Source organism: Kitasatospora sp. NPDC001547 (genome assembly GCF_042894165.1).
Classification (GTDB): Bacteria; Actinomycetota; Actinomycetes; order Streptomycetales; family Streptomycetaceae; genus Kitasatospora.
This window is the reverse complement of record NZ_JBIAVL010000007.1, coordinates 210,499-235,256: the sequence shown is the minus strand read 5'-3', so window position 1 is coordinate 235,256 and position 24,758 is coordinate 210,499. Positions and strand designations below refer to the sequence as shown.

The 24,758-nt window shown below is 74.7% G+C and carries 25 protein-coding genes, 1 tRNA gene and 1 pseudogene; 13 read left to right on the top strand and 14 right to left on the bottom strand.

The annotated features are described in order from the left end of the window. Positions 1 to 122 precede the first annotated feature (122 nt). Positions 123 to 866, top strand: a complete 744-nt coding sequence (locus ACFY0X_RS16360) for a DUF4232 domain-containing protein (protein WP_387754693.1) — start codon at positions 123 to 125, stop codon at positions 864 to 866. 72 nt (positions 867 to 938) lie between these two features. On the opposite strand, the gene ACFY0X_RS16355 is transcribed toward ACFY0X_RS16360, so the two are convergent. Continuing rightward, positions 939 to 2,156 carry an alpha/beta fold hydrolase gene (locus ACFY0X_RS16355; RefSeq protein ID WP_387754690.1) on the bottom strand — a complete coding sequence of 406 codons (1,218 nt, stop codon included), beginning with the start codon at positions 2,154 to 2,156 and terminating at the stop codon, positions 939 to 941. Between the two features lie 101 nt (positions 2,157 to 2,257). On the opposite strand from ACFY0X_RS16355, the gene ACFY0X_RS16350 reads away from it, so the two are divergent. The 3 genes from ACFY0X_RS16350 to pntB all read left to right on the top strand — a co-directional run bounded on the left by ACFY0X_RS16350 (position 2,258) and on the right by pntB (position 6,387). Beyond that, positions 2,258 to 2,893, top strand: a complete 636-nt coding sequence (locus ACFY0X_RS16350; RefSeq protein ID WP_387754687.1) for a TetR-like C-terminal domain-containing protein — start codon at positions 2,258 to 2,260, stop codon at positions 2,891 to 2,893. Between the two features lie 424 nt (positions 2,894 to 3,317). After that, entirely contained in the window at positions 3,318 to 4,922 is a 1,605-nt protein-coding gene (locus ACFY0X_RS16345; RefSeq protein ID WP_387754684.1) for a Re/Si-specific NAD(P)(+) transhydrogenase subunit alpha, read from the top strand. Positions 4,923 to 4,926: 4 nt separating this feature from the next. Beyond that, complete coding sequence (pntB, locus tag ACFY0X_RS16340; RefSeq protein WP_387754681.1) at positions 4,927 to 6,387, top strand: Re/Si-specific NAD(P)(+) transhydrogenase subunit beta; 1,461 nt, start codon at positions 4,927 to 4,929, stop codon at positions 6,385 to 6,387. Between the two features lie 133 nt (positions 6,388 to 6,520). On the opposite strand, the gene ACFY0X_RS16335 is transcribed toward pntB, so the two are convergent. After that, positions 6,521 to 6,853 carry an NHLP-related RiPP peptide gene (locus ACFY0X_RS16335; protein ID WP_387754678.1) on the bottom strand — a complete coding sequence of 111 codons (333 nt, stop codon included), beginning with the start codon at positions 6,851 to 6,853 and terminating at the stop codon, positions 6,521 to 6,523. Positions 6,854 to 6,990: 137 nt separating this feature from the next. Between ACFY0X_RS16335 and ACFY0X_RS16330 the strand changes: the two genes are divergently transcribed. Next, on the top strand, positions 6,991 to 8,181 hold the full coding sequence (locus tag ACFY0X_RS16330; RefSeq protein ID WP_387754676.1) for a putative peptide maturation dehydrogenase: 1,191 nt from the start codon (positions 6,991 to 6,993) through the stop codon (positions 8,179 to 8,181). A 279-nt stretch (positions 8,182 to 8,460) separates the two neighbouring features. Here the strand turns inward: ACFY0X_RS16330 and ACFY0X_RS16325 are convergent, their stop codons facing one another. The 4 genes and pseudogenes from ACFY0X_RS16325 to ACFY0X_RS16310 form a co-directional block, all read right to left on the bottom strand. Then, complete coding sequence (locus ACFY0X_RS16325) at positions 8,461 to 8,979, bottom strand: hypothetical protein (RefSeq protein WP_387754673.1); 519 nt, start codon at positions 8,977 to 8,979, stop codon at positions 8,461 to 8,463. 119 nt (positions 8,980 to 9,098) lie between these two features. Continuing rightward, positions 9,099 to 9,306 (bottom strand): annotated as a pseudogene (locus ACFY0X_RS16320) (IS5/IS1182 family transposase); the annotation flags it as partial. A 169-nt stretch (positions 9,307 to 9,475) separates the two neighbouring features. Further along, positions 9,476 to 10,189, bottom strand: coding sequence for a hypothetical protein (locus ACFY0X_RS16315; protein WP_387754670.1), 714 nt, complete (start codon positions 10,187 to 10,189; stop codon positions 9,476 to 9,478). Positions 10,190 to 10,513: 324 nt separating this feature from the next. Beyond that, positions 10,514 to 10,741: a hypothetical protein gene (locus ACFY0X_RS16310; RefSeq protein ID WP_387754668.1), complete on the bottom strand. Its 228-nt coding sequence runs from the start codon at positions 10,739 to 10,741 to the stop codon at positions 10,514 to 10,516. A gap of 239 nt (positions 10,742 to 10,980) precedes the next feature. Between ACFY0X_RS16310 and ACFY0X_RS16305 the strand changes: the two genes are divergently transcribed. The 4 genes from ACFY0X_RS16305 (at position 10,981) to ACFY0X_RS16290 (ending at position 14,311) form a co-directional block, all read left to right on the top strand. Beyond that, entirely contained in the window at positions 10,981 to 11,706 is a 726-nt protein-coding gene (locus ACFY0X_RS16305; RefSeq protein ID WP_387754665.1) for an SMI1/KNR4 family protein, read from the top strand. Between the two features lie 338 nt (positions 11,707 to 12,044). Further along, positions 12,045 to 12,686, top strand: a complete 642-nt coding sequence (locus ACFY0X_RS16300) for a hypothetical protein (protein ID WP_387754662.1) — start codon at positions 12,045 to 12,047, stop codon at positions 12,684 to 12,686. Positions 12,687 to 12,830: 144 nt separating this feature from the next. Further along, entirely contained in the window at positions 12,831 to 13,472 is a 642-nt protein-coding gene (locus ACFY0X_RS16295; RefSeq protein WP_387754659.1) for a dihydrofolate reductase family protein, read from the top strand. Continuing rightward, positions 13,469 to 14,311: an alpha/beta fold hydrolase gene (locus ACFY0X_RS16290; RefSeq protein WP_387754657.1), complete on the top strand. Its 843-nt coding sequence runs from the start codon at positions 13,469 to 13,471 to the stop codon at positions 14,309 to 14,311. Before ACFY0X_RS16295 ends, ACFY0X_RS16290 begins: the two co-directional genes overlap by 4 nt. 120 nt (positions 14,312 to 14,431) lie before the next feature. Here ACFY0X_RS16290 and ACFY0X_RS16285 read toward each other — a convergent pair whose 3' ends face one another. From ACFY0X_RS16285 to ACFY0X_RS16275, 3 genes are read right to left on the bottom strand one after another with little or no spacing between them, the layout of a single operon-like run. Next, a complete protein-coding gene (locus ACFY0X_RS16285; protein WP_387754654.1) occupies positions 14,432 to 15,961 on the bottom strand; it encodes a hypothetical protein in 1,530 nt (509 codons plus the stop codon). A 10-nt stretch (positions 15,962 to 15,971) separates the two neighbouring features. Further along, entirely contained in the window at positions 15,972 to 16,568 is a 597-nt protein-coding gene (locus ACFY0X_RS16280) for an NADPH-dependent F420 reductase (RefSeq protein ID WP_166625743.1), read from the bottom strand. Positions 16,569 to 16,609: 41 nt separating this feature from the next. Continuing rightward, positions 16,610 to 17,428, bottom strand: coding sequence for a 3'(2'),5'-bisphosphate nucleotidase CysQ (locus tag ACFY0X_RS16275; protein WP_387754651.1), 819 nt, complete (start codon positions 17,426 to 17,428; stop codon positions 16,610 to 16,612). Positions 17,429 to 17,566: 138 nt separating this feature from the next. Between ACFY0X_RS16275 and ACFY0X_RS16270 the strand changes: the two genes are divergently transcribed. From ACFY0X_RS16270 to ACFY0X_RS16260, 3 genes are all read left to right on the top strand, one after another. Continuing rightward, positions 17,567 to 18,472, top strand: a complete 906-nt coding sequence (locus tag ACFY0X_RS16270; RefSeq protein ID WP_030065429.1) for a LysR family transcriptional regulator — start codon at positions 17,567 to 17,569, stop codon at positions 18,470 to 18,472. 142 nt (positions 18,473 to 18,614) lie between these two features. Beyond that, complete coding sequence (locus ACFY0X_RS16265) at positions 18,615 to 18,815, top strand: hypothetical protein (RefSeq protein WP_387754648.1); 201 nt, start codon at positions 18,615 to 18,617, stop codon at positions 18,813 to 18,815. An 84-nt stretch (positions 18,816 to 18,899) separates the two neighbouring features. After that, the gene (locus ACFY0X_RS16260) at positions 18,900 to 19,598 is read left to right on the top strand and encodes a restriction endonuclease (protein ID WP_387754645.1); all 699 of its coding nucleotides are present in this window, start codon (positions 18,900 to 18,902) and stop codon (positions 19,596 to 19,598) included. A 38-nt stretch (positions 19,599 to 19,636) separates the two neighbouring features. On the opposite strand, the gene thpR is transcribed toward ACFY0X_RS16260, so the two are convergent. The 4 genes from thpR to ACFY0X_RS16240 form a co-directional block, all read right to left on the bottom strand. Then, positions 19,637 to 20,272 (bottom strand): RNA 2',3'-cyclic phosphodiesterase, encoded by a 636-nt coding sequence (thpR, locus tag ACFY0X_RS16255; RefSeq protein ID WP_387754642.1) that lies wholly within the window; start codon positions 20,270 to 20,272, stop codon positions 19,637 to 19,639. 75 nt (positions 20,273 to 20,347) lie between these two features. Next, a complete protein-coding gene (locus tag ACFY0X_RS16250) occupies positions 20,348 to 21,328 on the bottom strand; it encodes an endonuclease/exonuclease/phosphatase family protein (protein WP_387754639.1) in 981 nt (326 codons plus the stop codon). Positions 21,329 to 21,498: 170 nt separating this feature from the next. Beyond that, a complete protein-coding gene (locus tag ACFY0X_RS16245; RefSeq protein WP_387754637.1) occupies positions 21,499 to 22,656 on the bottom strand; it encodes a toll/interleukin-1 receptor domain-containing protein in 1,158 nt (385 codons plus the stop codon). A 155-nt stretch (positions 22,657 to 22,811) separates the two neighbouring features. Beyond that, positions 22,812 to 22,882 (bottom strand) — tRNA-Cys (locus tag ACFY0X_RS16240). 196 nt (positions 22,883 to 23,078) lie between these two features. Between ACFY0X_RS16240 and ACFY0X_RS16235 the strand changes: the two genes are divergently transcribed. Next, positions 23,079 to 23,912 carry a hypothetical protein gene (locus tag ACFY0X_RS16235; RefSeq protein ID WP_387754634.1) on the top strand — a complete coding sequence of 278 codons (834 nt, stop codon included), beginning with the start codon at positions 23,079 to 23,081 and terminating at the stop codon, positions 23,910 to 23,912. Between the two features lie 76 nt (positions 23,913 to 23,988). Here the strand turns inward: ACFY0X_RS16235 and ACFY0X_RS16230 are convergent, their stop codons facing one another. Next, positions 23,989 to 24,660, bottom strand: a complete 672-nt coding sequence (locus ACFY0X_RS16230) for a polysaccharide deacetylase family protein (protein WP_387754631.1) — start codon at positions 24,658 to 24,660, stop codon at positions 23,989 to 23,991. Positions 24,661 to 24,758: the final 98 nt, after the last annotated feature.

The window sequence follows — 24,758 nt, the reverse complement described above, 5'->3', positions numbered from 1 at the left end:
TCACGGTCCCGTCCCTGTCATGTCCTGGTGATTGTGACGCCGACGGTGCCACCAACTGCCCCCTTCCTGAAGTCCTTTGATCTGTCGAGCACACCAGTGCACACCGCTTTCGAGGAGTCACCATGTCCGTCCGCAACCGTCGTCCGCTGTTCGCCTCCGCCGCCCTGGTCGTCGGGGCGGGCCTGGCGCTGACCGCGTGCGGGCCCGAGAACTCCGACACGGCCGGCGCCCCTCCGGCTCCGGCGGCCACCTCGGCGTCCGCCGCGCCGTCCGCGGCGGCCTCCGGTGGGCCGGCGGTGAGCACGCCGACCGCGGGCGGCGGCGCCTCGCAGACCGCCACCCGCCCGGCCAAGACCCCGCCCGCCGCGAACCCGTCGGGCGCCACCCGGCCCGGCGGCGGGGAGGCCGGCACCGACGCCCGTCCGTGCGACATCGAGCACCTCACCGTCCAGGCCACGGCCCGCGCCGGGACCGCGAGCCAGTGGGTGATCGAGGTCCGCAACACCGGCACCGGCGTCTGCAGCCTGAGCTCCAGCCCGGGCGTCGACCTGGGCAACTCCGCGGCCCGCGACCGGAGCCAGAACGTCAAGCCGGTCCTCGCCGCCGGCACGCTGCGCTTCCCCGTGGCGGCGGGCCACAGCGCCTACGTGGTGATCGACCTCGACCCGAGCGGCGCCACCACCGGCACCACCCCCGGCATCGACGAGATCAACGTCCTGGTCGACGGCGACGGCACCAACATGCCCCTGGCCAACACCCGCAACTTCCCGCTGCCCAAGGGGGCCCACGTCCTCAACCCGCAGATGGGCGTCTACCGTTCCACCGTCGCCGAAGCGGTCGCCTCCATGGCCAGCGCGGGCAAGTAGGCCCCGATCGCCGCGCGTCGGCACCGTCTCCCCCGGGCGTGACGGCCGGGAGGAGGGCCGCTGCCCCGGCCGTCAGCCGGCGGGCGCGGCCGCCCGGGCCAGGGTGGTGTCCAGCCAGTCGAAGACCGTCTGGTGGAAGCGGGACATGGCGCCCATGTGGCAGTGCTCGCCCGCGCCTTCGGCGTCGGTCAGGGTGACGAGGGTGTGGGGGCAGGTCAGCGCGGCCCGGACCTGCTGGGGCTGGCCGCGGAAGAACTGGTCGTTCTCGGCGTCCAGGACGAGGGTGGGGCAGTCGATGAGGTGGGCGACGCCGTCGAGGGTGTAGTCGGCGGCGCGGCGGAGGTAGTCCGCCACCGATGCGGCGCCGAACGTCCACACCCCGTTGCGCAGGGCCCAACGCAGCTGGGTGCTCGCCTGCATGAACAGGCGCATGACGGGCTCGACGAGGTCGTCCCGGCCGGCCTCGACCCACTCGCGCAGGAACGGCGGCAGGAACCGGTCCTGGGCCTGGCCGAAGCTGTACAGGCCGTCGTCCAGCACCAGGGCGGCCAGGCGGTGTTCGTGGGCGGCGGCGCGGGCGGCCAGGTAGCCGCCGAGGCTGTAGCCGAACAGGACCAGCTGGTCGGCGGCGATCTCGGGGCGGGTCAGCGCGTGGTCGACCACCGGGGTCACCACGGCCTCCCAGTCCGGACGGAAGACCAGCCGCTGCTCGCGCAGCGCCGCGCCCTGGCCCGGGCCGTCGTAGGCGAGGACGTTGTAACCGCGGCGCAGCGCGGCCGCGGCGACGGCGAAGTACGCCTCCTCCAGCGTGGAGTCGAAGCCGCTGGTGAACAGGACGGTGGGGCGCGGGGTGCCGGAGTCGTCGACGAGGAAGAGGTAGCCGGGCAGGGTGGTGTCCCCGTAGGGGATGCGCACGGCCTCGACCGGGGTGTCCATCAGGGCCGCCGCGGTGGCGAAGGTCTCCCGGGAGAGCGCGGAGAGGCGCTTGGCCTCGGGGTCGTTCGCGGGGTCGTCGCGGCGGTAGAACTCGGCGGTGCGGTAGTAGTTCGACGCGCGCAGCAGGGCTTCGCGGGCGCTGACCCGGTGCCCGGCCGCCAGGGCGCGGCTGCCGATGCGGTGGACGCGCTCGGCGGTGGCCTTCCACTCGCGCAGCCAGGCCTCCTCGTCGCCCTCGCCGATGGTGCGGGCGGTGGCGATGACCTCGCCCAGGTCGGCGCCGCCGTAGGTGGCGAATCCGGCGGCCCGGAGCGTTTCGAAGGAGAACGACTCGTCCTCGAAGAGGAATCGCATGGGTGCTCCCGACATTGTCGAGACGGAACCGTTCCGTCTCGACTAAAGGGTAGCCGTGTCTAGCCGAGACGCAAGCGTTCCGTCTGGTGTAGTTTCGGGGAATGTCCCGCACACCCGCGCCCCCGCCCGCGACCCCCGGCCCCTCCGAGCAGCCCGCGCGCCGCACGCCCGGCGGGCCGGTGCTCCAGGACTCCGTGACCGAGGCGATCTCGGCCGCGTTCTTCGAGGAACTCGCCGCGGTCGGCTACGCCCGGCTCTCCCTGGAGACGGTCGCCAAGCGGGCCGGGGCCGGCAAGGCCGCCATCTACCGCCGCTGGCCGTCCAAGCTCGACATGACCCTCGACCTGGTCCGCTCGGTGGCCGTGGACGCCTCCGAGATCAAGGACACCGGCACCCTGCGCGGCGACGTCCTCGCCTTCCTCACCGAGATCGACGGGGCCCTGCGCCACCGGCTCCCGTCGAGGATCATCCCCGACCTGCTCGCCGAGAGCGGCCGCAACCCCGAGCTGGCCCAGGTGCTGACGACCGCCGTCCGCGACACCCGCCGGCACAAGGCCGCCCGCCTGTTGGAGCGCGCGGTCGACCGCGGCGAGCTCCCCGCCGACGTGGACCGCGAGTTCGCGCTCGACTTCCTCGTCGGCCCCCTGTACTGGCGCCTCGCGGTCGTCCGCACGCCCACCGGCCCCGACTACCTCGACCGGCTCACCGACAAGCTCCTCGCCGCCTTCGCCGCCTGACGGCGGGCCGGCGCCGCGCCTCGTCGCGCCTCGTCGCGCCGCCGGCGGGGGACGCGCCGGACGGCGGTGCTGCGGGAAGCCGACCAGCGGTCACCGGAATCCGCGTGCCCCGCCGTGAGCAGCCCGGCGGGGCACGCGGGCAGGCGGGGCAGGGCAGGCGGGGCACCCGGGGCACGCACACGTCGGCGGATCCGCAGCCGGATTCCTCCCCGGCTCCCGGGGCCCGGCCGGCGCCGCGTCGCCGCGTCGGCGCGTCGGCGTGTCGGCGTGTCGGCGTGTCGGCGCGAACCGGTGGAGCACATCACAGTGGCGCCCCGGTGCCGGGCGGCGCCGCGGCGGGTAGGTTCCTGCCCCCGAGGGCAGCGAGGCTCCCCCGGGCGCGGATCCGCCGTCATCGGCTCCTTCGAGGAGAGAGGCACGAGTGATGTCTGCACAGCACTCCACGCACCACCCCCCGCGGCTCGTCGGCGTGGTCGCCGAGTCGGCCGCCGGGGAGACCCGCGTCGCCGCGACGCCGTCGACGGTCCGGGGGATCCTCGCCCTCGGCTACCGGGTCGTCGTCGAGTCCGGCGCGGGCGCGGCCTCCGGGTTCACCGACGAGGCCTACGCCGGGGCCGGCGCAAAGATCGCCGGAGCCGGCGCGGAGATCGCGGACGCCTGGGCGGCCGACGTCGTGCTGAAGGTCAACGCGCCGTCGGCCGCGGAGCTCGCCCGGCTGCGCGACGGCGCCACCCTGATCGGCCTGCTCGCCCCGGCCCAGCGGCCCGAGCTGCTGGCGGCGCTGGCGCGGCGCCCGGTGACCGCGCTGGCGCTGGACGCGGTGCCGCGGATCTCGCGGGCGCAGTCGATGGACGTGCTCAGCTCGATGGCGAACATCGCCGGGTACCGGGCGGTGATCGAGGCGGCGCACGTGTTCGGCCGGTTCTTCACCGGCCAGGTGACGGCGGCCGGCAAGGTCCCGCCGGCGAAGGTCCTGGTGGCCGGGGCCGGTGTGGCCGGCCTCGCCGCGATCGGGGCCGCCTCCAGTCTGGGGGCGATCGTCCGCGCGACCGATCCGCGGCCCGAGGTCGCCGACCAGGTCAGGTCGCTGGGCGGCGAGTACCTGGCGGTGGAGGTGGCCCAGGAGACGGGCGCCGACGGCTACGCCAGGGCGACCTCGGCCGACTACGACCGGGCGGCGGCCGCGCTCTACCGCGCGCAGGCCCAGGACGTGGACATCGTCGTCACCACCGCCCTGATCCCCGGCCGCCCCGCCCCTCGCCTGCTCACCGCGGCGGACGTGGCGGCGATGAAGCCCGGCAGCGTGATCGTCGACATGGCCGCCGCGCAGGGCGGCAACGTCGAGGGCACGGTGGCCGGCCGCGCGGTGGTCACCGCCAACGGCGTCACCATCATCGGCTACACCGACCTCGCCTCCCGGCTGCCGGCCCAGGCCTCGCAGCTGTTCGGCACCAACCTGGTCAACCTGTTGAAGCTGCTGACGCCGGGGCGGGACGGGCGGCTGGTGCTGGACTTCGAGGACGTGGTGCAGCGGGCGGTGACGGTGGTCCGCGCCGGCGAGGTCACCTGGCCGCCGCCGCCCGTGGCCGTCTCCGCCGCACCCGCGACGGCGCCGCAGGCCTGCGCGGCGGCCGGCGCGGCGGCCGCGGCGGAGCCCCGGCGCTCCCGGCTCACCCCACCCGCCCGGTTCGGCCTGATCGGCGCCGGGATGCTGGCGATGTTCCTGCTGGTCGGCTTCGCCCCGACCCAACTGGCCCGGAACTTCACGGTGTTCGCGCTCGCCGTGGTGATCGGCTACTACGTGATCGGCAAGGTCCACCATGCCCTGCACACGCCTCTGATGTCGGTCACCAACGCGATCTCCGGGATCGTGGTGGTCGGCGCCCTGCTGCAGGCCGGGCACGGGAGCACGCTCGTCACCGTGCTCTCCTCCACGGCCGTCCTGCTGACGAGCGTGAACGTCTTCGGCGGCTTCGCCGTCACCCGCCGCATGCTGAGCATGTTCTCCTCCTCCCCCGAAAGGCGCTGAGCCGATGACCTCCACCACCGCGGCCCACGCCGCGGACCTGGTCGCCGCCCTGCTGTTCATCCTCAGCCTGGCCGGGCTCTCCCAGCACCGCACCTCCCGCGCCGGTGTGGGGTACGGCATCGCCGGCATGGCGCTCGCCCTGGTCGCCACCGTCGTGGTGGCGGCGCGGAGCATCAGCGCCGGCGCCGTCGCCCTGATCGTCCTCGCCATGGCGCTGGGCGGTGCGATCGGCCTGTGGCGGGCGCGGCGGGTCGAGATGACGCAGATGCCGGAACTCATCGCCGTCCTGCACAGCTTCGTCGGGCTCGCCGCGGTGCTGGTGGGCTGGAACAGCTACCTGGAGGTCGAGGCGCACGGGTCGGCCCGAACCGCCGTGCCGGCCGACCTGTCGGGCATCCACCACGCCGAGGTGGCCATCGGCGTCTTCATCGGTGCGGTCACCTTCACCGGCTCGGTCGTCGCCTTCCTCAAGCTGTCCGGCCGGATCGCCTCGCGCCCGCTGGTGCTGCCCGGCAAGAACGCGCTGAACGTCGGCGCGCTGGGGGCGTTCGCGGCGCTGGCGGTCTGGTTCACCGCCGACCCGGGCCTGGGCCCGGTGATCGCGGTGACCGTGCTCGCGCTCGCGCTCGGCTGGCACCTGGTCGTCTCGATCGGCGGCGGCGACATGCCCGTCGTCGTCTCCATGCTCAACAGCTACTCCGGCTGGGCCGCCGCGGCCGCCGGGTTCCTGCTCGACAACGACCTGCTCATCGTCACCGGCGCGCTGGTCGGCTCCTCAGGCGCCTACCTGTCGTACATCATGTGCCGGGCGATGAACCGGTCCTTCCTCTCCGTCATCGCCGGCGGCTTCGGCATCGAGGCGCCCTCGGGCGGCGGCGGGGAGCAGGGCGAGCACCGCGAGATCCACGCCGAGGAGGCGGCCCGGCAGCTCGCGCAGGCCAAGTCGGTGGTCATCACCCCCGGCTACGGCATGGCGGTGGCGCAGGCGCAGCACCCGGTCGCGGACCTCACCCGCCGGCTGCGCGAGCGCGGTGTCGAGGTGCGCTTCGGCGTCCACCCGGTCGCCGGGCGGCTGCCCGGCCACATGAACGTGCTGCTGGCCGAGGCGAAGGTGCCGTACGACATCGTCCTGGAGATGGACGAGATCAACGACGACTTCGCCGCGACCACCGTGGTCCTCGTCATCGGCGCCAACGACACCGTCAACCCGTCCGCCACCGACGACCCGGCCAGCCCGATCGCGGGCATGCCGGTGCTGCGGGTCTGGGAGGCGGAGCAGGTGATCGTGTTCAAGCGCTCGATGGCCTCCGGCTACGCGGGGGTGCAGAACCCGCTGTTCTTCCGGGAGAACAGCGCGATGCTCTTCGGGGACGCCAGGCAGAGCGTCGAGTCGATCCTGCGCGCCCTGGACGGCGGCCGTCCGGACGGGCACAGCGGCGTCCCGTCCGACCGGGCCGGGGTGTAGCGCCGGGGGCGGCGTGACGGGCCCCGGCCCGTCGGCGGCCTGGTCGGGCCGCCGCCGGGCCGGGGGTCCCGCGCGGCGTTCGGGGCCGGCGCCGGGCCGGGGGTCCCGCGCGGCGTTCGGGGCCGGCGTCGCGTCAGGTCCGGCGCAGTACGGCGTGCATCTCCCCGGATTCGAGGGCATGCGGGTTGCTGTACGCCGCGTCGGCCAGCAGGTGCGCGCGCAGTTCCTCGCGGGCCCCGGCGATGGCCTCCTTGTCGGCCAGCCGGTCCACGGTCAGACAGCTGAGCGGCGATGCCGCCCGCAGCTGTTCTTCGGACAGTGCGCAACCGGCCTCGACCAGCGCCGCGTGACGGTTGTGCGTGAACAGCCGGCGGAAGCGGTCGTCGGTGCTCAGCAGATCGAGCAGACGATCGACGACGTCGGCCGGAAGGTGCAACTTCTCGTTCCCCAGTACCTGAGTCCGCATGGTACAAAACCATAGCCAACTGCCGTGCGGCACGGGGGCTTTCCGCGGCACTGTCGATACCGGGCCCCGTGCTACGGATCCGCCGTGCTCCGGAACCGTCCGCTGTCCGCTGTCCGCTGTCCGCCGAACGGATCCCGATGCGAATTCGCCGTTGTGCCGTGCTGTTCCTGGAGCCTCGCGAGGACGTGGACTTCGACCTGGGCTCGCTGCTGACCGGCGGTACCGGCCTGAGCCGCACCAGGCGCTGGTTGGCGCTGGCCGCGCATCTCGATGCGGAGGTCGAAGTCGGCGCGGCGCAGCGCGAGTTGCTCGGCCGGCTGAGCCCCGGCGAATGGTGCGGGACCGACTCGCTGGACACCGGGGAGTCGGCCCTGGTGGCCGGGCTGGTCGACAGCGGCCTGGTGATCTCCGACGACGAGCGCCATGCCGCCCATCGGGAACGCGACGAGGCCCTGCGGGCCGGTCACTGGTGGCCGCCCGCGGCGATGGTGCACCGGCTCGCACGGTGGGAGGGCATGGACAGCGTCAGCAGCATGGAAGCCAACGAGCTGACCACCGCCGCCGACCTGCGGCGCAAGCTCGGCCCGCCGCCCACCCACGCGCTCGAACGCGGGGACGCGCCGGAGCGGGTGCCGTTGCCGCGCGTCGAAGGCAACGGGTTCGACGCGATGCTGGCGCGGCGTGCGACCTGCCGCAACTTCGACGGCGAGCGGGCGTTGCCGCTGGCGTTGTGCGCGCACATGCTGCAACGCGTGTTCGCCGCGCAGGCGCAGGTGCGCGTCGGCGAGGACACCGTGTTCCTGAAGAAGCACACGCCTTCCGGAGGCGGTCTGCACCCGACCGAGGCCTACCTGATCGTGCAGAACGTCGAGGGCCTCGCGCCCGGGCTGTACCACTACCACGCGGTCGAGCACGCGCTGGAGCGCCTGCCCTCCCCGGACGAACCGCTGGAGCGGTTCGCGCGCCGCGCCCTGGCCGGTCAGCACTGGTTCTCCGACGCGGCCGTGCTGGCGGTCCTGGCGCCGCGGTACGCCCGCAGCTTCTGGAAGTACCGTCAGCACGCCAAGGCCTACCGCGCCCTGGTGCTCGACAGCGGGCACCTGTCCCAGACCCTGTACCTGAGCGCGACCGAACTCGGCCTCGGCGCGTTCGTGACGTCGGCGATCAACGAGATCGACATCGAGCGCGGCTTCGGCCTGGACCCGCTGGCCGAAGGCCCGCTGGCGGTCTGCGGCTTCGGCTGGCGCGCGCAGCGGATGACCACCAGCGAATTCGACCCGGCCGAGGAGGTCTGGCTGCGGACGGCGGACGCGGCCGAGGAGGGCTGAGTCCGGGCGCCCGCCCCTGCCGGGCGGCAGCGGCCTCCGGCGCCGTGCGGAGCTTGCGGATCTTGACGTCCGGCCGGGCTGTGGCCCCGACGCGGCGCAGCGCGGTGTTGCGGGTGCGCCGAACGGCAGACTCCTTCCTCGTTCCGTCCTGGGGCCGACCCGGCCCCAGGGTGTGGTGGGCGGCCCGGGGGTGCGGTGGGCGGCGGCTAGGGCCTGTCTCTTGGGTCGGTTCGGTGTCTCTGCACAAGCAGGATGCGGCTGGGCTTGTGGGCGGCGATGTCAGTGCACAAGCCATTCCCTGCTGGGTAGGGGGCCTTCCCAACTGTCCACACTCATGTCAGCCCACTCGGGTGCCACCATCACGGGGCGGGTGCGGTTGAAATCGCCGTTCTGTTGGCAACGCATGACCAGGCCGAGGCCGGGAAGTCCGGCCTCCCCGTTCAGACCGAAACGCAGCCTGCCTTCGTGGGTATCTGCGCCTGCTTCCAGCCACGGCGTCAGCTCCGACGGCAGCCGGCCCACCAGCCGAACCTCGCCGAAGGTGATCTGAGGTCCGTAGCAGGCATCGATTGCGACTGCGGCCAGCGTCCGGTCTTCCGATCGGTAGTAGGTGTCGACGCCCCGGCTGGAGAAGGGAACCCACTGCTTACGCGGGTCGCGACCGCTGATCGGCTCCTGCAGTGCGGCAGCGACTTCCTCAACGGTCTGTCCGAACCTCAAGGGCCCTACGCCTTCGAGCGGAGTCCAGGCCCACTGCTCCCGGTCTTCATCCGGGACCACCTCGCGCTCCAGCCACATGAACGACTCCTCCTACAACCCGGATGCATGCGCCATGGATTCTCTCAGGTCCGTTCATGCTCGCTTCTTGCTCCTCGCGCCCAGGGAAGGACGGCGGCGAGGTGAAGAGCGGCGCTGAACGAATGCGCCCTGTCCGCCAGCACAGCATCCGGCCGAGTCCCTCGGCCGTCCCAGACCGCTTCGCGGAACTCTGATGCCGGCCATGACCGCCTCGAAGGCCGGCGCGTCACCCGCCTGTCCCGCCGTGGCACGGAGGACCAAGGGCCGTGCGTGGCTGTCGCTGGCGAGAAGGACTTTCGTACTCAGGCCACCCCGGGAACGGCCGAGCGCATGGTCGTCGCGCTCAGCCAGATCCGGAGCCCCTTTTCCTGCCTCCGGCGGCGTGCTGGTTGGCTCGGCAGACGGTGGAGTCCACCGACACGGTCCAGCCGATGTCGCCGGAGTCGTCGGCCGCTGCCAGAAGCGCGTGCGGCAGGGCTCGGCGCGGCGGGGCCCGCTACTGGGCGGCCGGCGTCGAGGGCCCCAACTCGGCGTGGTGGACGGTGAAGCCGCCGCGTATGACCGGAGCGAACGGGGCCGGCGCCATGCAGGTGCCCACCACCGGCTGGTAGGGCTTCCCGTCCTGCCCCACGTCCAGGTTGGCCACGCCCCAGGAGAACCCGAGGCGACCGCCCTCACGGCCGCTGCCCTGGTGGACGCTCAGACCGATCCGCTCCTTGGCGTTGCCGGTGTCCGAGGTGGAGATCACGGCGGTCAGCGTGGCGACCGGGCCTCCGGTGCTCAGGCAGTCCACCTCGGCCTCCGCGCTGCGGACCTCCCCGGTGGCGGCCACGCGATGGGAGTAGCGGACCGTGCCCCGGGCGTCGGTGGGCAGTCCGTCGGGCGCGTTGGTGCCCGGGAGGGGGTGGGTGTACGGCGCCGCCTGGGCATCGACGGTGAACCAGATCTCGTCGTCCGGGGAGAAGGCGTACGAGATCCGGGCACTGCCGCTGACGCTCGCCGGACGCGCGGGTCGCCCGTCCCGGTGGTCGGACGCGACGGCGTCGGCGGACGCGGCGCCGGCGCCGGTGGCGGAGGCGGAGGCCGGGGCGACGCCCGTGAGCGCCGCCAGGACCAGCCCGCCGGCGACGGAGGCCCTGGCGACGCGGGCGGCACGGGCCGTGCGGGCGACGCGGGCGGTGGCACGGTTGCGGGTACGAGTGCGGAACACGGTGGCTTCCCTTCCTCCGACGGCCCCGGTGGCCGCCGTTCTGATGTCCCCGATCCTGCGCGCCGAGCCCCCTCGCGCACATGTGCCGATCGGCAGGGATTCGCCCTCGCACCGGCCCCCGCGCCCTGCCGATCGGCACCCCCGGCCGGCGCGCCCGGCCGGCCCCCGACCGCCACGACGGCGCTGGTGCTGCCCGACGGCGCCGCTACCGGGGAGTGACCCGCATCCGCAGGTCCCCGCCGGGGCCCGCGCGCCTTCCTGAACTCCCCTGAGGGACGATCGTCCGGAATCGCCCGGAGTGCGACGCCGGGGCGCCACCCGGCCTCAGCCGAAGTCCTGGATCACCGCGCTGCACACCAGGCCGCACATCACGCTCACGGCGGAGGCGACGAAGCGCCACGGAGCCCAGCGCGGTCGGCGCGGCAGGGCCCAGGCGGCCGCGATGAGCGCCACCTGTACGCCCGTCAGGCCGTGGGCGGCGTCGTACCGCGGGCCCCGGTCCCGCCTGCACGCACCCTGCGGCGTGCACTGGTCGACCGCGACCGCGCGCACCAGGGCGAAGTACCGGTAGAGGATCCGGCAGAGCGGCAGCAGAAGCGTCGCGACGAGCGGGAACTGCCGGCGCCGACCCGCTCGCCGCCGTCCCGGCCGGCGCCACCGCGCCGCGGCCGGTCGTGGTTCAGGACCGGCCGTCGACCGCCCTCAGGGCAGCGCCAAGCCCGGCGCGGGCGCCCGCAAGCCCTATGCTGGCCGCGCCCGAAAGCGCCCGAGGACATACAGGAGTTCGGACAATGGCCATACCTCGCGACGCCCTCCCGGACCTGCGCCGGGCCGCCTCGGCGGGACTGCTCGATCTCGACGGGTCCGGCCCCGCCTCGCGCGATGCGGTGCGGGCGCGGGAAACCCTCCTGGAGCCGCGCTTCGGTACCGTCGCCTGGTCGGTTCCACCGGGCTACCGGGCGCTGCTGGCGGAGCACAACCGGCTGCACTGCCGTCGGGAGGAGGACGAGGACGAGCGCGAGTTCGTGCTCGTGGACGAGGAGGAGCTCGTCGAACTGAACGCCGAGCTGGTGCACCTGCCCGAGGGGGTCGGTCGCGAGCCCGGGCGGGACCTGTCGACCGATCACCTGGTCGGGTTCGCCGGGGCCGGTGACGAGGCGGTCTGGTGTTTCGACGTCACGAAGCCCGGCGCAGACGGCGAGTACCCGGTCTACTACCACCATCAGGACGAGCCGCGGGCACGCTACGCCGCGGACGGCGCGTGGGTGGAGCAGGCCGACGCCGTGCCCGACTTCCCTTCGTTCGCGGCCTGGTTCGAGGCGATGGCCGGGGCCTTCACCTCCGCGCGGCCCCCGGCGTGGTTCGACGAGATGGGCACCCCGGCCCTGGTCCGGCTCGCCCGTGACGGGATCTTCCGGGCCGGCGGTCGTCCTCTCCCCGGCGGTCCCCTCGTCTCGTGGGTCGCCGCCACCTCCGGGCCCGACGGGCGCCCCGGCGCACCGGCGCACCGGCGTTGACGGTTCTCCTCCTGCCGGCGGCCGCCGCGCTCGTCGTCATCGCCACCTGAGTCGAGGCGTACGGCTCCCGGGTACCGGCCACAGCGGGCCCGAGTCCTCTGCGGAGCGGGCCTCCACGCACCCCGGGCGCTCCAGCCGGCCGGGACCGGCCCCTCCCCGGCCCGGGGGCGGCGCTGGTCACCTGCCGCCGGACCCGGCCGGGCATGCCTTCGGGCGCCGTTGGCGCTTTCGGGTGGCGCGGGGCATGTCGGGCGGCGGGCTTCGGTTGGCGTGTCCACGCCCGTGGCACCGTGGGTGCTTCCGGTACGGATGACTCGGGACGAGAGGGAATCGCTGCAATGAGGAGAATCGCGCGCGGGTTGGCGGTGCTCGGGGCGGCCGCCACGGCGGTCGCGGCGACGGTGGCCCCCGTGCCGGCGCAGGCGCAGACCCGGCAGTTCCGGCCCGCCGAGCTCGGCATCCGGTTCAACCCCGACGGAGTGTCAGGGCAGTGCGGCGGGAGGACGGGTGATCAGTGGGTCGCGGAGGGGGCCTGGACCGACGTCATCCGTTTCGACACCGACAGCCGTCCGGGCGGCTGCCAGCTGGCGTTCGGCGTCCACGACCCCGACGACGAGCTGGAGGGCGTGTCCCTCACCTACGCCCTCCAGGCCACCGCCGGCGGGGACCCGGCGCAGTGCGGCAACCAGGGCACCTTCGGCATGCCGATCCGCAGGGACTCCCGGACCTTCGGCCCCGCCGTCCGGATCGACACCGACAACCGGCCGGGCGGCTGCAGCCTCACCTTCGCCGTGCCGCAGATCAGGCAGACGTACGTCGCCCTCGACATCCAGTACGACGCGGACGGCGACCCCGCCCAGTGCCGGAACACCGGGTACCGGTGGGCGGAGACCGACCGCGGCCCGGCGACGATCGGCATCGACACCGACGACCGCCCCGGAGGCTGCCGGCTCCAGCTCCGGCTCCGGGTGGGGCTCTGACGGGACGGGGGGCCGAGGAGGCCGAGCGGGGCGGGCGGGGCGATCGGCGGGTTCGGAAACCGGGTGTCGGCGTGGCGATGAGTTTTCCGGCCCCGGCGGGTCTACATCTCGACCGGGACGACCAAACTCATCGGGAGTGCAGACATGGGCCTCATCCACATCGAGCTGTTCGCGACCCTCGACCTCGTCGGGCAGGCGCCCGGCGGCCCCGACGAGGACCCGGAGGGGTTCCCGTACGGCGGCTGGCAGGCGCCCCTGATCGACGAGGCCACCGGGGCACAGATCCTCGCCGCGTACGAGGGCACCGACGCCCTGCTGCTCGGCCGGCGGACGTACGACATCTTCGCCGCCTACTGGCCGCACCAGAAGGACGGCGAGATCGCCGAGCTCTTCAACCGCGTCCCGAAGTACGTGGCCTCCCGCGGCACGCCCGACCTCCCGTGGGCCGGGTCCACGCTGCTCGGCCCGGACCTGGCGGACGCCGTGCGCGGGATCCGCGACCGGCACCGGAACATCAAGGTCGTCGGCAGCCTGGACCTGGTGCAGACCCTCCTGCGGGAGAAGCTCTTCGACCGCCTCGACCTGTGGGTGCACCCGATCGTGCTCGGCGTCGGGAAGCAGGTGTTCGACGGCGGCGCGGTGCCCACGAACCTCACGCTCCTCCAACCGCCGGCGGCCGGCCCCACGGGCACCGTGTACCTGCGCTACGGGCTCGCCGACGGCACGCCCCGGACGGGCGACATGAGCGCCCCCGACCGCGGTCTCGGGCACGACGACGCCCGGTGACGACCGTCAACGCCGGCGGGATCGTGCTGGGCGTGGAGTCGTTCGGTGACCTCGGCGCACCGCTGGTCCTGCTCGCGGGCGGGCCGACGATGCTCTCCTGGCCCGACGCGCTCTGCGAGCGCCTCGCCGCCGGCGGGCGCCGGGCGGTGCGCTACGACCTGCGCGACAGCGGGGAGTCGACCACGGTGGATCCGGGAGCCCCCGGCTACACCCTGCGCGACCTCGCCGCCGACGCGGCGGCCCTCGCCGAGGCGCTCGGCGGCGGGCCCGCGCACCTCGCGGGGATCGGCGTCGGCGGGATGGTCGCCCAGGTGGCCGTGCTCGACCGTCCGGACGCGTTCTCGGCGCTCACCCTGGTCAGCACCCGCCCGGTCGCCCCCGGCCCGCCCGACGACGACCTCCCCGACCACGACCGGGCGACGATGAGCCGGCTGTTCGCCCGCCCGATGCCCGACTGGAGCGACCGCGAGGCGGTCGCGGAGTTCGCCGCCGCCGGCGCGGAGATCCGCAGCGACGACCCCGCCGCCGCGCGCGCGACCGCCGCCCGCGTCTGGGACCGCACCCCCGGCACCGCTCCCCCGGTCCAGACGGCCAACCAGCTGGGCGCGGTGTTCTCCAGGCTCGACTGCGCACCGCGCTGGCGCGAGCGCCTGCCCGGGATCGCGGTGCCCACGCTCGTCGTCCACGGCCGCCGCGACCCGTTCTTCCCGGTCGGCAACGGCGAGGCGCTCGCACGCGAGATCCCCGGGGCACGGCTGCTCGTCCTCGCCGAGGCCGCCACGGCGATCCCCGACGCGGCGGTCGGCGAGGTCGCCGAGGCGATGCTCACGCTCGGCTAGCTGCCCCGCCCCCCCCCCCCGCCCGGGCAGCGGGAGCGGGGCGGCGGACGGCGGGTACCAGGCGGGCCCGGTGCCCGGCCCCGGGTCGTTCCCCGGGTCAGTCCTCGGCTCGTCCCCGGGTCATTCCCGGTGCGTGACGGCCGCGAGGGCCCGCTCGCGGACGTCCGCCGAGGGGTGGCCGCGCAGTTCGCGCAGCAGGGCCCGCCACTCCGGGGGCCAGCCCAGGCGCTCCCCGAACGCCTCCGTCAGTGCCGTCGCGAACAGGCCGGCGGCCGGCCCGGTGTCCCCGTCCCGGCGGGCGGTCCGCGCCAGCGCCTCGGGTGTCCCGGGCGGCGGCAGCGGGCCCGTGGCGTGCTCGCGCCGCAGCGCCACCGCGGTGAGCGCGGCCGCCGCGGGCCGGTCCCGGTGGGCGTCGGCGAGCGCGCCCAGCGCGGCCGCCAGCGCCTGCGGCCCGGCCGCGGGGTCCACCAGCCGGCGCAGCGCGGCCGACCTGACGTCCGCGAGGTCGGGTTCGGCCGCGAGCAGGTCGGCGGCGCCGGCGAGCAGCGGCCGGTGGCGGTCGTCGGCGGGGAGGTCGGCGAGGTGGGCCAGCCTCCGGCGGGCCGGCAGGTCCCGGTCGTCCCCGGCGTCGGGGTCGTCCGTCCGCGCGGCGGCGGCGAGTCCGGCGAGGGTGCGGTGCAGCAGGCTGCCGGGGGCGGCGCCGCCGAGCGGGTGCGGCAGCCCGGAGGCCGCGAGGGCGTGGACGGCGCCCGCGGCCTGCCGCCAGCCGCCGCGGTTCGCCGGGTCGGTGACGGCCCGTCGGGCGACCTCCGCGGTCTCCGGGGCCCAGGCGGCCCACCGCGGCAGCGCGGCGAGGGCGGGCGCGGCGACCTCCGGGTCGGCCGCGGCGGCGACCAAGGCCACCAGGTGGGCGTAGCGGGCGCGGTGGGCCTCGGGCAGGTGCGCCGGGTCGGTGCGCAGGACGGCGCGGCGCACCGGCGGCGGGGCCTGACCGGCGGCCTCGGCGAGCAGTTCCCAGACCGGTTCGGCGTCCAGCAGGCCGGTCGTGGAGGCGACCGCCGCGGCGCGCACGTCGCGGTGCTGGCCCTCGGTGCGGTAGGCGGCCACCAGCAGATCGGCGGCGGTCCGCGGCGGCAGGTGCTCGGCGGCCAGCCGCACGGCCTCCTTGCGGCTGGTCACCTTGCTGTCCCGTGCTCCGGACAGCAGGGCGCCGAGGTGTTCGGCGAGTTCGCCGGGCGGGGTGTACCGGGCGGCGCGGGTGGCCGCGTACACCGCGACCCGGGCGCGGTCGCCGCCCGCGTGGGCCAGCAGGTCGCGCAGCGCGTCGGCGGGCCGGTCCGTCCGGACCAGGGCGGCGAGGGCCGCCTCGGCGAGCACCACGTCGGCGGAGTCCAGCTGGGCGCGGACGACCGCCTCGCCGTACTCGGGGATCGCGGCGGCGGCGTGGACGGCCGAGGCGCGCCCGTGCAGCGGCAGGGTGGGGTCGGCGGCCAGTTCCGCAAGCGCGTCCGCCGTGAGACGGGCTGATCCTCGGTGCGAGGCCGACGGCCCCGGGAAGGGTGGCCACGGGGCGCCGTCCGGCGCTGAATCGCCGACCCTGGCTGCGCGGTTGTATCCGTTCTGGATGTGGGCCCGCCGGGGGCGGTGCACTGTGTGCGGGTCAGCGCGCGATCGAGATCGCGAAGGGCGCGAATCCACTGGACCGCATCACGTGCGGTACGAACAGTATCGCTGCCTCCGTGGCGCGGGCGGTCTGGATCCCGCCGAGATCAGTGATCCACTCCTTGCGCCAGCCGAGGTCGACGAGCAGTTCACGGACGGTCTGCTTGGCCTGCGGGTCTTCGCCGGAGAGGAAGGCATCGGGCGCCCGGGTGAGCGTGGCCGGCGCGGTCATCACCGGGAAGAGCATGGTGTTGAGTGTCTTGACGACGCGCGTTTCGGGGAGCGCTTCCTGGAGTTGCTCGGCGAGGCTTGAGCCGGGGTAGACCAGGTCGGCGGGCAGTCCGTCCGGTCCGTCGACGGTGGCGTTGGAGACGTCGACGAGGATCTTGTCGCGCAGTTCCTCGCGCAGGGCGACGAGCGTCTCCAGCGAGCCGGCGCCCGGGGTGGCGTTGATGACGATCCGGGCTGTGCGGGCGGCGTCGGCGGCGGCGCCCGGCGCGCGGTCCGCCACGGTCACCTCATGCCCTGCCCGGATGAGGGCTGTGGCCAGGTTGCCGCCGACGCGGCCGTTTCCGAGAACAGCGATCGTGGTCATGATGATCTGGTCCTTCCGTGCGTGCAGGTTGTGGTGCGCGGTCAGCGTGAGAGCGTGGCGACGGCCGCGGCGTGGACACCGGGCGCGGCGGCCAGGAAGCTCTCGCTCTGCGGGGTCCAGGGGCGGCCCTCGGCGTCGGAGATCTGTCCGCCGGCCTCGGTGACGAGCAGCGCCCCGGGCAGCAGGTCCGCGCGGGCGCCGGCGAACTGCCAGAAGGCGTCGATCCGGCCGGCGGCCACGTTCACCAGGTGCAGGGTCGCGGGCACGGAGGTGCGGACGACGAGCGCGTCGAAGAGCATCGCGCTGATCGAGGAGCCGACGCGCCGCACGACCTTCTCGTCCTCGTCCGGCCGGGCCTGGCTGGTGGCCACGATGCCCAGGCCGAGGTCCTCGGTCCGGGAGACGTGCAGCGGCTGGCCGTCGAGGTGGGCGCCCGCACCGGCGAGCGCGGTGTAGGTCTCGCCGGTCAACGGCAGGTGGACCACGGTGAGCACCGGCTGGTTGTCCCGCACGAGAGTGGCGGTCACCGCCCAATCCGGCAGGGCGTGCAGGTGGTTGACGTTGCCTTCGGCCGGATCCACGACCCACCACTCGCCGGACGGCAGCGCCCCGCCGTCCAGCTCGTCCTCCACCCAGCCGGCCTCCGGGCGCAGGCTCGTGAGGCGGGGGCGCAGGATGTCGAGGGCCGTGTCGTCGTTGGCGGCGAGCGCGCGCATCAGCTCCTCGCGGGTCTGGTAGCGGACCACCTCGCCGAAGCGCTCGCGCAGCGCCGCACCGGCCGCGCGTACGGCGCTCGCGGTCTGGTCGAGCAGGTCGGCGTCGGAGGCGGCGTGGTCAGTGGTCTGAAGCGTTGCGGACATGGCGGTACTCCCGTGTGAGAGAGGGGTGTTGAGGCCGGTCGGATCGAGCTGTGCGTTCCGTCTTGCGCTCTGCTCTCGAAGGTATAGAGCGCCGTCATTAACTTCAAATGCATGCTAAGCACGGCTAGGATTACTCACATGCAATTGGATTTGAACCTGCTCACCGCGCTAGACGCGCTCCTTGAGGAGGGGAGTGTGGCCGGGGCCGCCGCGCGCCTGCACGTCACCGCCCCCGCGATGAGCCGGAGTCTGGGCCGAATCCGGCGCACGACCGGGGATCAGATCCTGGTGCGCACCGGTCGCACGATGACCCCGACGCCGTATGCGATCGCCGTCCGGGAACAGGTGCACGAGCTGCTGCACCAGGTCCAGGGGGTGCTGGCACCGAGCCGTGAACTCGATCTGGCAACGCTGGAGCGCACTTTCACCCTCCGCTGGCACGATTCCCTGGTCACCTTGAGCGGCCCCGCACTGCTCGCGGCCGTGCGCGGACAGGCCCCGGGCGTGCGCTTGCGCTTCGTCGCGGAATCGAGCATCGACACCCCCGAGTTGCGGCGCGGCCAGGTCGACCTGGAGGCGAACGCCAACCGCCCGAGCGCACCGGACATCCGTGCCGAGAACGTGGGCGAGACCCGCCTCGTCATCGTCGTACGGCAGGGGCACCCCCTCACCCGCGTCAAGACCGTCACCGCCAAGCGGTACGCCGCCGCTGAGCACGTGACCGTCTCGCGACGTGGAAACCTCAGCAATGCCCTCGACGACGCCCTCGCGCGGCTCGGCCTCACCCGCCGCGTGGTGGCGACCGCGCCCACGGAAGCGGCCGCGTTGGAGTTCGCGCGCGGCTCCGATCTCCTGATCAGCGTCCCCGAAGCCACCACGCGGTCCGCGGTCGCCGACCTCGGCCTGGTCGTGCTCCCCCTCCCGCTCGAATTGCCGTCGGCACCGATATACCTGTCGTGGCATCAGCGCTACGACACCGACCACGCCCACGCCTGGCTGCGCGGGCTGGCGCGAACCGCGCTGGCCACATGCGGAGCGTCGTAGCGGGCGGTGGGCGGGACCGTTCGGGTCCGCCCGGTTCGGGCAAAGCGGCCCCGGGCGGGGGGCGGCTCTGGCATGCTCACCCGGATGCGGCGGGCTCCCGGTGACGGGGGCCTCACACAGGGTCAGCACCCGGGGGTGGGCAGTGCAGTACACGATCAGCGCCACGGTGTTCCTCGCGATCGTCATCGTCGTCCGGCTCCGCCGCCGTACCGAGGCCCGCAGCCGTGTCGACAAGGCGTTCACCGTCTTCACCGCCGTCACCTTCGGTGTCCTGATCGCCGCCACCTCCTGGGGCCACGCCGTCCTTCAGCTCGTCGGCGTCGCCGTCGAGGCCACCCGCTGACGCCCGCCCGGCCCCGCCCGTACCCCGTCTGCGGCGAGAGCCCTCGAAGGAAGGACACCGACATGCAGAGGTCCGGAGCGGCGGATGGCTAGGCGCAGGCCTCCGGCGCGGCGCCCGCGTCCGCGTCGGGCCGGACGGCGTGACGACGTCAGCTGGTTCGTCTGCGCCGTGGTGGCGTTCCTGGTCCTCAGCGCGGTCGCCGCCGCGCTGCGGTGGCTGGCGGCGAACTGGTGGGTCCTCGTCGTCGGCGCCCTGGCCGCCGGTGGCGCCGCCGCGGCCGTCGTCCGGGCCAGGGTCCTCGCCGCGCGCGAGCACCGGCTGCGCGCCGCCCGGTTGCGGCTGGCCCTGAGCGGTCCCGGTGGGCTCGACCACATGAAGCCGGACGCGTTCGAGTTCGCGGTGCGCGACCTGTTCGAGCGCGACGGCTGCCGCGCCCGCAAGGTCGGGCGGGCCAACGACCAGAGCGTGGACGTCCTCGCCGAGGACCCGATGGGCCGGCGCTGGGCCGTGCAGTGCAAGCACAAGCAGGACCCGCTGGGCGGCAGGCCGGTGGGGGTGGGCGTCCTGTACGCGCTCGCCGGCACGTACCAGCGCTCCCACCACGCCCACGTCGCCGTGGTCGTCACCAACGGCCGCTTCTCCCGCGACGCCCACCGCTGGGGCGCCGAGCACGGGGTCCACCTCGTCGACCGCACCGCGCTCGCCCGCTGGGCCGCCGGCAGCCGGCCCCTGTGGAACGTCCTGCCCCGCGTCCCCGCGCCCCGCGACGGCCGGCGGAACTGACCGCGGCTCGGCGTCGGGCGCGGGGCCCCGCCCGTCGGCTACCGCCCGGTGAGGGCTCCGTCGTTGCCGCCGCCCCCGTCGTCGCCGGTTCGGGCGGCGGCGGCGAACGGCCAGGCCTCGATGTCGCGGTAGCGGATCGGCCCGGGGCCGCGGCCGATGTTGCTGCCGACGAGGTGGAGCCGTTCGGTCCGCCACGGCCGGCCGACGAACCCGGTGAGCCCCGCCGCGGCCAGCGGCACGCTGACCGGGTCGTCCCGGCGGGAGCGGGCCAGCGTCAGGTGGGGGTGCAGCGGCCGCTCCCTGAACTCGATCCCGCAGGACCGGACCAGGTCGCGGACGGAGTCGGCGAGCAGGTGCAGTCCCTCCAGGTCCCCGTCGATCCCGCTCCACAGCAGTCGCTGGTCGAAGTGGCCGCCGCCGCGCAGGCCCAGGCGCAGGGCGGGCTGCGACGCGGCCCGCCCGGCCAGGGCCGCCCGCAGCGGCGGCACCGCCGTGGCCGGCAGTTCACCGAGGAAGGCGAGGGTGATGTGCCAGTCCTCGATGCGGTTCCAGCGCAGCCGCGGGTACCTGGCGTAGGCGGGCTGCAGGGCCCGGGCCAGCTCGTCCTTCGCGTCGTCGGGCGGAGCCAGGGCGACGAAGACGCGCAGGGTCGAGGGTTCGGGGTGATCGTCCACGAGGGGGGAGGGTAGCCGAGGGCGGCCGCCCGCGCTCAGCCGGTGCCGACGGCGATCAGCGCGGGACGGCGGCGTTCAGCGCAGGACGGCGAGTTCGGCCACCACGGCGCGGTGGTCGCTGCGCGGCAGGGCGTGCTCGGAGACGTCGACGGCGGTCAGCGCGGGCCCGTGCAGGACGTGGTCGATCTGGATCACGGCCGGGACGGGGTAGTCGGGGTGGTCCTGGGGCCAGGTCGGCAGGAGGCCGGCACCGAGTTCCTCGTGGGTGTCGGTCAGGCCGGTGCCGATCAGGTCGCGCATCGGCTTGTGGTCGAGGGTGGCGTTGAAGTCGCCGAGCAGGACCGCGTTGCGGTTGCGCCCGGGCGCGGCGGCGCGCAGGTCGTGCAGTCCCTCGGCCCAGCGGCGGGCGTCGCCGACCGGGTAGTAGGTGTGCACGGCGACCAGTTGCACCGGGCGGCCGCCGACGTCGACGGTCAGGTTGGTGGTCGGCCAGGCCGGGTCGGCGGCGGAGCCGACGGGCAGCCGGGTGTAGAGCGCGGTGTCGGTGCCGGCCGGCCGCTCGCGGTGCGGCAGCAGGGCGCGGATGCCGGCCGCGTCCAGCGCGTCGGCGGCGGAGTCGCTCTGCTCCTCGACCGCGAGCACGTCGATCCGCTGGTCGCGCACCAGGTCGACCAGGGACTTCGGCGAGACCTGCCCCATGAAGTTGTTGCTGGTCGCCACCCGCAGCCGGGGCGCGTCGGCCGGGGCGTCGGCCCCGTCCGGGACGAACCGGGTTACCAGCCACCACAGTTGCAGCACCACCAGGACGGCCGCGGCCCCGGTCAGCCACCGGGCGCGCAGCACCGCCACCGCCGCCAGCAGCAGCACGCTGAGCAGGGCCGCGTACGGCAGCCCGGCCATCGGCAGCGCCCACACCGTGCCGTCGTCCCACCCGAGCAGTCGCACCGCCGCGAGCACGGCCGGGCCCAGCAGCAGCACCCCGCACCCGATCAGTGCGGCCGGGCGCCAACGGCCCCTGCGGGCGGGCGACGTGCGCTGCGACGTACCGTCCGTCACGGTGCTCCTTCCAGGGGCGGCCGACGGCGGTGATCATCGGCCGCCGTCGTGAAGGACGGACGCGCGCGCCCCGGGCCCGGTTCCGCGCGCCCCCGGCCGAGGCGGGGCCGGGGCCGGGGCCGGGGGTGGGGGGCCGGGGGCGGGGCGGGGGTGACGCGGGCCGGGGGGCCTCAGCCCTCCCGCAGGTCGCGGGCCAGGCGGCTGACGGCCTGGGGCAGGGCGAGGCCGTCGCCGCGGAAGTCCGGGATGTGGTACTCGCGGATGGCGCGGGCCACGTCGTAGCCGGCGTCGGCGTCGAACAGTTCCCAGCGCAGCAGCCGCTCGTGGGCGACGATGCGGATCGGGAAGAGCTTGCGGGTGCCGCTCTCCCGTTCGGCCCGTACGGCCCGGCCGATCTCGGTGGCCACCCAGTTGCTGGCCATGCTGGCCTCGGACAGCACGAGGACCATCCGTCCGCGCCGCTGGATCTCCTCGGTGACCTGCTCCAGGATCGTCCGGCCGCCGCGGATGTCGTGCGGGGCGAACCAGGTGTCCACGCCGTTGGCCTCCAGCTGGTCGCGCAGTTCGGCGGCGAAGGACTCGTCGGCCGAGCTGTAGCTGATGAAGACACTGGGGCGGGCGGGCTCGCGGGCGCCGCGGGCGGTGTCGCGGTAGGCGCGCACGGAGGCCGGGTCGGCCCCGGCGCGGACGAGGAACCGTTCCAGGCCGGCGAGGTCGCGGGTCAGCTCCCGGACGGCCCGGTCGTCCCCGAGCCGGTCGCGGGCGACGTCCAGGGCCCGGCTGTTGAGGATGAAGGAGGAGGCGATGGTGCGCTCGTCGATCCGGCAGAGCCCGTGGACGACCACCGGGTCCAGGGTGGTGGCGACGAGCTCGGTGGCGGCGAAGACGTTGAACCCGAAGTGGGCGTCGTCGAAGCGGGCGCCGCGGAGGACGACCTCGTCGAAGACGGCCTGGACGAGGAAGGCCTCGCGGTAGTCGCCGCCGAACGACCCGCCGCGGAAGGTGGCTTTGAAGAAGTCGGCGCCGCGGAAGGCCGCCTGTTCGACGTCGCAGTGCAGGAACCGGGCCTGGATGAAGCCGGCCCCGATGGCGTTGATGCGGCGCAGCCGGCAGCCCCGGAACTCGCAGCGGTCGAAGGTGCCCATGGCGAGGACGCAGTCGTCGAACTCGCAGTCGGTGAAGACGGCGTCGCCGAGGTTCTGCCGGCCGAGCCGCAGGCCGGTGAACGTCCGGCCGTCGAACTCGCGGGTCCCGGCGGCGTATTCGGCGAGCAGGGCCCGGGTGGCCTGCTCGCCGTCGCGGTCGGTGTCACGGTCGGCGTCGGTCATGGGCGACCCCCCCGAGGTTCCTGCGGATGCGGGACGGACACCGTGAACATAGCACCGGGGCACGGCAGTTCGGCCCGGTCCGGACAGGCCGGTCCGGGACGGTCGGTCCGGGGCCGGCGTACCGCCGGGCCGTGGGCCGGAAGGAACAGGAGAGCAGGTGGAGACAGGAATCGAACCCGTCTGAACGGCCCTGCAGGCCGCCGCCTCGCCACTCGGCCACTCCACCTCGGCGACGGTGGAAACATTACCCGCCCGTGGAACCCGGGCCCTTCGGAAAACGACGGTTCTTCACTCCGGAAGGCCCTTAATGCGTTTAGTGCTATTTCTCTCGACATGGCTCCGAAAGGGCTCGGGAGCCGGTCCTGGGAAAGGAGGGGTGCGCTAGCCTGTGCCGATATCTCCGACCCGATGGGATTTCACCGATGACCGTCGAGGAATCACGGTTCACCCGCACGGCGGGGCCGCGCTGCGAAACCACCGCGAACCGGTGCCAGTACAAGAGCCTGCCCCTGCGCGACCTTCCCCCGCTCGGTGTCCTGCGCCGCGCCCGGATCGCCCGCGAGGGCCTGCGGGAGCGCCGCGCCGACATCCCGGCGCCCGGCCGGCCCTCCCGCTTCGCCGAGGGGGACTGGGTCCGGGTGAAGGACGAGGCCGCGGTGCGCGGCACCCTCGACGCCGCGGACCGCCACCGCGGCCTGTGGTTCACCCGCAGCCAGTGGTCGTTCTGCGGCGGCGTCTACCAGGTCGACCGCGTCGTGCGCCGGATGATCGACGACCACTACCGCGTGCGGCGCCTGTCGGGCACCGTCGCGCTGGCCGGTGCCACCTGCCACGGCGCCGACGGGACCCAGGGCTGCGGGATGGACTGCGCGCTGCTGTTCCGCGACGAGTGGCTGGAGCCCTCCCCCGCGCCGGTGCCCGCCGCCCGGCCCGCCGCCCGGTGGGCGACGGTGCGCAGCCTCGCGGAGATCCACGCGACCCTCGGCCCGGACGGGCGCCTGCACGGCGTCCCCTTCCAGCCGGGGATGGAGCGCCACGCCGGCACCCGTCACGGCGTCACCGAGCTGCGCCACCGGTCCCTCGCCTGGTGGCAGCACCCCACCGGGGGGCGCTGGTTCATCCTCCACGGCCTGCGCTGCGGCGGCGAACCGCTCGCCACCGGCTGCGACCGCCGCTGCGCCCTGCTGTGGCACGAGTCCTGGCTGCGCCTGGAAACCGCGGTGGAGCCCGCGGTGGAACCCGCCGCCGTCCGCTGAGCTGCCGCCGGCGGCGCCGGGGCGACGTCGGGGCGGCGTCGGGCGACGGGGGCTTCGGGGCGGCGTCGGGGCGGCGTCAGCGCCGCCAGCGGTCGCGCACCAGCTTCGCGGTCAGGTGCAGCGGCCCGTCCCGGTCGCCGACGTAGCAGCGGGGAAGCGCGTACACGCCGCCGTGAGCGCCGGGGCTGACCGCGCACCCGTACGCGTAGCCGGCCCGCGCCACCGCCTCCACCGCGGCGGCGTCGAGCGAGCCGTACGGGTAGCAGAACCCCCCGACCGCCCGGCCGGTCAGGTCCTCCAGCAGGTGGCGGCTGTCGGCGACCTGGGCCGCGAGGTCCCGCGCGTCCAGGCCCGCCAGCCGCCGGTGCGTCAGCCCGTGCGAGCCGATCTCCACCCCGGCGGCGGCGGCCTCCCGGACCTGGCGCGCCGTCATCAGCGGCTTGCGCGGGCCCTGGCGGTCCCAGTCGTTGTAGCCGCCCAGCCGGTCGGCCACCACGTAGACCGTCGCGGTGAAGCCGTACTCCGCGAGCGCGGGCATGGCCTCCTCCACGAAGTCGCGGTACCCGTCGTCGAAGCTGAGGCCCACCAGGCCCGCCGCGGCGCCCTCCCGGTGGGAGCGCATCAGGGCGCCCACCGACACCCCGCGCAGCCCGCGGGTGGCCAGCCAGCGCAGTTGGCGGCGGAACCGCGCGGGATCGACGGTGATCAGATAGGGGTCCTCGGTCGTCGACGCCACCGAGTGGTACATGAGCGTCCACGGGAAGCATCCCGCGCCTGTGCCGGGCGCCTTTTCCGGACTGTTGCGTGGCCGAATGATTCGCATGTTCCGCTCCAGCTGTCCGGTGG